This window comes from Streptomyces rugosispiralis (assembly GCF_024505145.1).
GTDB classification, from domain to species: Bacteria; Actinomycetota; Actinomycetes; order Streptomycetales; family Streptomycetaceae; genus Streptomyces; species Streptomyces rugosispiralis.
Genome location: NZ_JANIAA010000103.1, coordinates 1 through 5,831, shown reverse-complemented (window position 1 = coordinate 5,831; position 5,831 = coordinate 1). Strand labels below are relative to the sequence as shown.

The 5,831-nt window shown below is 71.5% G+C and carries 8 protein-coding genes and 1 pseudogene; 3 read left to right on the top strand and 6 right to left on the bottom strand.

Annotation, left to right across the window (positions count from 1 at the left end):
- Positions 1 to 1,139: GTP-binding protein (locus tag NP777_RS46390; protein WP_256656240.1), on the top strand; the 1,139-nt coding region annotated here is incomplete at its 5' end.
- Positions 1,140 to 1,172: 33 nt separating this feature from the next.
- A complete protein-coding gene (gene rpsR / locus NP777_RS46385) occupies positions 1,173 to 1,418 on the top strand; it encodes a 30S ribosomal protein S18 (RefSeq protein ID WP_256656239.1) in 246 nt (81 codons plus the stop codon).
- 515 nt (positions 1,419 to 1,933) lie between these two features.
- Here rpsR and NP777_RS46380 read toward each other — a convergent pair.
- Genes NP777_RS46380 through NP777_RS46355 form a run of 6 tightly spaced genes read right to left on the bottom strand, consistent with a single transcriptional unit; the run spans position 1,934 to position 5,450 of the window.
- Complete coding sequence (locus NP777_RS46380) at positions 1,934 to 2,275, bottom strand: ArsR/SmtB family transcription factor (RefSeq protein ID WP_256656238.1); 342 nt, start codon at positions 2,273 to 2,275, stop codon at positions 1,934 to 1,936.
- A gap of 4 nt (positions 2,276 to 2,279) precedes the next feature.
- Positions 2,280 to 2,723 carry a (2Fe-2S) ferredoxin domain-containing protein gene (locus NP777_RS46375; protein WP_256656237.1) on the bottom strand — a complete coding sequence of 148 codons (444 nt, stop codon included), beginning with the start codon at positions 2,721 to 2,723 and terminating at the stop codon, positions 2,280 to 2,282.
- On the bottom strand, positions 2,720 to 3,751 hold the full coding sequence (locus NP777_RS46370) for a WD40 repeat domain-containing protein (protein WP_256656236.1): 1,032 nt from the start codon (positions 3,749 to 3,751) through the stop codon (positions 2,720 to 2,722). Before NP777_RS46370 ends, NP777_RS46375 begins: the two co-directional genes overlap by 4 nt.
- Entirely contained in the window at positions 3,748 to 4,770 is a 1,023-nt protein-coding gene (locus NP777_RS46365; RefSeq protein ID WP_256656235.1) for a CobW family GTP-binding protein, read from the bottom strand. Before NP777_RS46365 ends, NP777_RS46370 begins: the two co-directional genes overlap by 4 nt.
- On the bottom strand, positions 4,771 to 5,040 hold the full coding sequence (locus NP777_RS46360; RefSeq protein ID WP_256656234.1) for a hypothetical protein: 270 nt from the start codon (positions 5,038 to 5,040) through the stop codon (positions 4,771 to 4,773).
- On the bottom strand, positions 4,992 to 5,450 hold the full coding sequence (locus tag NP777_RS46355) for a Fur family transcriptional regulator (protein WP_256656233.1): 459 nt from the start codon (positions 5,448 to 5,450) through the stop codon (positions 4,992 to 4,994). The genes NP777_RS46360 and NP777_RS46355 overlap by 49 nt, the downstream gene beginning before the upstream one ends.
- 174 nt (positions 5,451 to 5,624) lie before the next feature.
- On the opposite strand from NP777_RS46355, the pseudogene NP777_RS46350 reads away from it, so the two are divergent.
- A pseudogene (locus tag NP777_RS46350) lies at positions 5,625 to 5,831 on the top strand (permease); the annotation flags it as partial.

Here is a 5,831-nt window from a genome sequence, read left to right as displayed (position 1 = left end):
TGGCGGTCGTGGGCGGACTGCACGCCGACGCCCGCCGCGCCGCCGTCGAGGAGATCCTGCGCACGGTGCCCGGCTCCGTGGCGCTGCACCACGATCTGTCCGCCGCCACCGACCGCGCGGTGCGCCGCACCGTGCGCGACGCCTCCGGGCCGCTGGGCGAGGGCGAGGCGCCGCTGGTGAACGACTGCGCGTGCTGCGCGCTGCGCGAGGACATGGTCCCCGAGCTGCTGCGCCTGGCCACGGGTGGCGGGCACCGGCTCGCCGTGGTCGAGCTGTGGGAGTCGGTCGAGCCCCAGGCCATGGCCGCCGTCATCGCGGCCGCGGGGGCGCCGCTGGAGCTGACGGGGGTGGCCACCGCGGTCGACCCGGCCCTGATGGTCCCCTACCTCGCCAATGGTGACGACCTCGCCGAGGCCGGTCTGGCCGCGGCCCCGACCGACCGGCGCACCATCGCGGACACCTTCGCCCGGCAGCTGGAGTACCCCACCGTGCTCGCCGTCGCCGAGGACGAGACGTCCGAAGAGCCCGCGGACGACGGCGATCTGGCCCTGCTCACCCAACTCACCCCGGGCGCACGGCAGACGCGGCTCGGCGAGGGGGCCCTGGGGCCCGCCCTCCTTCAGGGCTTCGACATCGCGGCGGCGGCCGCCCGGCAGCATCCGGCGTGCGCGCTGCTGCCGCAGGAGGGCGATGAGCACGGCGTGGCCACGCTCGTCTGGCGGCGCGAGCGGCCCTTCCACCCGGGGCGGCTGTATGCCGCGCTGGAGGATCTGACCTGCGCCGCGGCCCGTAGCCGGGGCCGCTTCTGGCTGGCGGACCGGGGTGACACCCTGCTGTCGTGGGACGCGGCGGGCGGGGCGCTGTGTGTGGAGTCGGCCGGGCCGTGGCTGGCCGCGCTGCCGGACGCGGCCTGGGAGATGGTGCCGGCCGAGCGGCGGGTGGCCGCCGCGCTGGACTGGCACCCCGACCACGGCGACCGCCGTCAGCACCTCACCTTCACCTCGCCCGGCCTCGACCGCGACGGGCTGCTGGCGCTGCTCGACTCGTGTCTGCTGACCGACGCCGAGTACGCGGCCGGGCCGGACGCCTGGAGCCGGCTGCCGCACGCCTTCGACGAACTGCTCGACCCGGTCGCCTGACGGCGCCTCACGCTCAACGGACAGGACTTGCTCATGGCCCGCCGCACCACCATCACCGACCGCCGGGGAGCCAGGCGCCCCCGCGTCAACCCGCTCGACGCCGCCGGCATCACCTATGTCGATTACAAGAACACCGACCTGCTGCGGAAGTTCATCTCCGACCGCGGCAAGATACGCAGCCGCCGGGTGACCCATGTGACACGACAGCAGCAGCGCCAGATCGCCCGCGCCATCAAGAACGCGCGCGAGATGGCCCTGATTCCCTACGGCTCCCGTTAGCTGTCCGGTCGCGTCGACCGGACGTTCGCCTCAGTTGTCCACGGAGGAGTTTTATGACGCATGGTCCGGACGACCGTCCGAACCGCCCCTTCACTCTTGTCGTCTGTGGGAGCTGTCGTGGGCAATCCGACGGCGATGAGGTGATGGAGAGACTGCGCAAGGCTGTCCAAGGCTCTTCGCACGGCGTCCTCGTTTCCACCGGATGTCTCGGCAAGCTCCTGGACTGCCGTCGTCGCCAGGGGCTGTACGCTGCCGTCCAGCCGTGTGCGCTGGATCGCAGGCCCAGCGGACCTGCGGCGCGGCTGGGACCGATCGCCACCGTGGCCGATGCCGAGGCGCTGAGCGCGTGGCTACGGAGGGGGATGCCGGACGATGACACACTTCCCGTCCGGCTGCGTGCGGTCCCTTCTCCGGTGGGAGCCGCCCACCTCAACTGACGGCCTCACGGCCTGGCGAGGGCGCATTCTCTACACCGAAGCGGGGCCCGACGGTTGTGCCGTCGGGCCCCGCTTCGGTCAGGGCGTGTCGCGGATGCCGAGGTGTAGGTGCTCGATGTGGTGGACGGCCTGGTCGAGGAATTGGGCCACGTGGTCGTCATAGAGGCGATAGACGATGCGGCGGCCATCGCGGCGCCCGGTGACCAGGCCGAGGGTGCGCAGGAGACGGAGTTGATGGGAAACGGCGGACTGCTCCATGCCGACCTCGGTGGCCAGTTCGGTGACAGAGTGGGGAGATTGCCGCAGGGCCGTGAGGATCAACAGCCGCGACGGGGTGGCCAGGGCCTGGAGCGTGGTGGCGACGGACGCTGCCGTGGCGTCGTCGAGGCGGGCGGTCGCGAGGATGTCGCGACCGCTCATGGCCTCATCGGCGTGCACGTCCGCGTCCGCGTCCGTGGCCGCGTGCCCGCGTCCGGGCTTCTCCCGGTGTGCGGATGAAGTGCAGTTCGAGCGTGGCCGACGGCTTGGCCAGGCCCGGACCTCCGGCGGCCGCCCAGCGGAGGAGGTCGTCCATGCAGTCGTCATCGTTGGCCCACCCGATCCAGGTCGCCCGGCCGCCCTTCGCACGCCCGGCTGTGGCGGGCTGGACCACGATGACGTTGGCTTGACCGCAGGGGCCGAGGCAGTCCGTCGTGCGGACGGCGAGGCGGCCGGCGGATTCGGCGGCCGCGGCGCGCAACTGGTCGAGTTGCCACTGATGGTCGACATGGGGTTGCCTGCGTGGGTTGCCGCAGCAGCAGCCCCGGCAGACGACCAGGGTGCACGGCCGGTCGCGGGCGGCCCCGATCGTGGCCTTGACGAGACTCATAGCGTGGTCCGGGAAGGTAGCCGGTGGGCGCGTATCCGGCCGTCCCGGTACGCGGAGACCAGCAGCTCGGGCCCGGCCCAGGTCAGAGCGGCGACGGTCGTATCGCCGTCCAGGATCCGGGCAGGGGAGATCCGGGATTCGGGCCGCCCCGCGGTGGCGCGCCACAGCGCGACCGTGCCGTCGGCGCCACCGCTGGCCAGATGGCCGCCCCCGCCGGGCCGCCAGGCCAGCGCGGTGATGGTCTCGTGGCAGCGCAGGGAGCGGGGGGCCGTGCCGGCGGGGCCCTTGCCGGAGAAGTCCCAGACGGTCACGTCGGGGGCACCGTCGGCGGCGAGCCAGAAACCGGTGTCGTCGAAGGCGAGGCGGGAGACCTTCTCCGGGTAGCCGGACATGGTGAGTTCGCCCGCATCGCGGGTGCGCCAGATGTGGATGGAGGCGTCCTGGTTGCCGCTGCAGATCCACCGTCCGGTGGGGGCGACGGCGAGCGCGAGGTGCGAGCCGATGTAGGGGTAGGTCATCACCGGCTTGTGGGTGTGCCGTTCGTGGCAGCGCACGGCCCCGTAGGCGGCGACGGCCAGCCGCCGCCCCTGGCGCAGCCAGGCGAGGTCGGTGACGGTGCTGGCAGCGGGCTCGGTGGCCCACAGTTCGCCGCCGCCGGGGGCGAGGACGAGGGCGCGGCGTCCGGCAGCGATCGCGACCCGCTCGTTGTCCGCCCACGCCGCTGTGGAGGACCAGGCGCCGGTGTCGCGAACCGTCGTACGGCCGTCCTCCCTGCGCCACAGGGCGTAACCGGTGGGCCCGGTGGCGGCCGCGTGCCGGGCGTCCGGGGCCAGGGCCACGCTCAGGGCCCCGCCGGGCAGTTCGAAGGTGTCGATGCACGCTCCGGTGGCGGCGTCCAGGATCCAGATCGTGCCCGCGGCTCCCGCGATGGCGATCAGGTCGTGGCGTGCGCTGAGAGCGACGGGCGCGTCGTCGACGGCGGTGTCCCAGGCGGTGGCGAGGTCGGCGTCGGGCGCGGTGATGTTCATGCGGCGGCTCCGGCGGTGGCCAGGCAGTCGGCGAAACCGCGCTCCAGGGCCTCCCGGTCGAGGTCGCGGCCGATGAAGACCAGCCGGTTGCGGCGTTCCTCGCCGTCGCGCCAGTCGCGGCCGAACTCGCCGACGAGCAGCATGTGCACGCCCTGGAAGACGTACTGCTTGGGTGCCCCGGCGAGGGCGAGGATGCCCTTGGAACGGAAGATGTCAACGCCCTTGGTCCGCAGCAGTGTGCCCAGCCACCGGTTGAGGCGTTCCTCGTCGAGTTCACCGATCAGGTCGATGCCGACGGAGGTGACCGTGGTGTCGTGCTGGTGCTCGGTCTCGGTGAGGAAGCTCGGATCCTCGGCGAGCACGCGTTCCAGGTCGAACGCGCCGACGTCCAGCACCTGGGGGAGGTAGATTTCGGCGTGCTGGGCGGGGATGATCTGCACGCCGCTGTTGATCGCGCGGATGCGAGCGGTGACCTCGGCGATGGCCGACTCGTCCACCAGGTCGGTCTTGTTGAGGACGATCCGGTCGGCGAAGGCGATCTGCTCGACGGCCTCGTTCTCCACGCCCTCGGGTTTGACCTCGTCCAGATGCTGGAGGACGTGCGCGGCGTCGACCAGGGTGACGATGGCGTCCAGCCGCAGTTGGGCGGCGATCTCGTCGTCCATGAAGAAGGTCTGCGCCACGGGGGCGGGGTCGGCGAGACCGGTGGTCTCGATCAGGATGTGATCGAACTTCTCCCGCCGCCGCATCAGCGCGCCCAGAATGCGGATCAGGTCTCCGCGCACGGTGCAGCAGATGCAGCCGTTGTTCATCTCGAAGATCTCTTCTTCGGAGTCGAGGACGAGGGCGTCGTCGACGCCGACCTCGCCGAACTCGTTCTCGATGACGGCGATCCGCATCCCGTGCTGCTCGGTGAGGATGCGGTTGAGCAGGGTCGTCTTGCCGGAGCCGAGGAAGCCGGTCAGGACGGTGACGGGGACGCGCTCGTCACGGGGCTCCTCGGGGGTGGGCGTGGTCATTCAGGCTCCTTCGGAGGACGGGGTGAGCAGGGCGGCCCGCAGGTCGTCCTCGGTGATCTCTTCGGCGGTGGCGTGCAGGGCCCATCGGCGGGCCTGGCCATTCATGGGAAGGACGGCGATGACCGTTTCCAGGGGTGGGCAGCCGGGTTCGGCGCAGGCGAGTTGCCGGATGACGACGGCTGTGTCGTCGTCGAGTCCGAGCAGGCGCCGTACGGACTGCCTCAGCTCGCGCAGCTGCGGGCTCTGCCCCGGGCGGGCTCCCAGTGGCATGGCGGCGGTTCTCCTTCGTCGGTGGCGGGTTGACAGTCGCCGCAGATGCCGGTGAGTTCGACGGTGTGCTCCACCGCGGCGAATCCGGTGTCCGCTCCGACCCGGTCGGCCCATCGCTCCACGATCTCGGAGTCCACCGGCCGACTGCGGCCGCAGCAGCGGCAGATCAGGTAGTGACGGTGTCCGTCAGCGGGCCGCGGGCGGTAGAGCCGCTCTCCCGCCTCGTCGCGTACGACATCGACGCCACCCGTAGCCTCCAGATCCCGCAGGGCCCGGTAGACCGTGGTCAGCCCGATCGGAACGTCGGCCGCGGTCAGCCGCGCGTGCAGTTCCTGTGCCGAGACGAAGTCCTGACAGCCGGTGAGGACGCGCAGGACGGCGGTTCGCTGCCGGGTCCTCCGGCTGCTCACGGCGGATCACCTCACTGGCGCTCGGCGGAAAGAGGTATGCATAAAACTGTAGATGAAAATGAAATCCATGTCCATGTGAATGTCCCTTCATGCGTGATGGCGTGTCTGCCGCCCATCCGCCGCCGTTAAGGTGAGCCCGGATGCCGCCATGGCGAAAGCCGTATGGGGAGACGAATGGACAGTGATGTCGATATAGCGCCGCCGCATGAGAGCGGAGGCAGCGGCAGGACGCTGTCCCGGGGCCCCGACGGAGTGGCCGGGGCCGACGAGGCAGGGGGACTGCGCACGGCGGCGCGCGTCGCCGTTCAGGCGCTGATCGCTGGGGCCCCGGTAGTGCTTCTCGGCGGAGTCGCCCTCGTGCTGGGGCCGGACATCACCACG

Coding starts and splice junctions, on each gene's coding strand:
- rpsR (WP_256656239.1), top strand. CDS start 1,173: ATGGCCCGCCGCACCACCATCACCGACCGCCGGGGAGCCAGGCGCCCC.
- NP777_RS46380 (WP_256656238.1), bottom strand. CDS start 2,275: ATGAGCGGTCGCGACATCCTCGCGACCGCCCGCCTCGACGACGCCACG.
- NP777_RS46375 (WP_256656237.1), bottom strand. CDS start 2,723: ATGAGTCTCGTCAAGGCCACGATCGGGGCCGCCCGCGACCGGCCGTGC.
- NP777_RS46370 (WP_256656236.1), bottom strand. CDS start 3,751: ATGAACATCACCGCGCCCGACGCCGACCTCGCCACCGCCTGGGACACC.
- NP777_RS46365 (WP_256656235.1), bottom strand. CDS start 4,770: ATGACCACGCCCACCCCCGAGGAGCCCCGTGACGAGCGCGTCCCCGTC.
- NP777_RS46360 (WP_256656234.1), bottom strand. CDS start 5,040: ATGCCACTGGGAGCCCGCCCGGGGCAGAGCCCGCAGCTGCGCGAGCTG.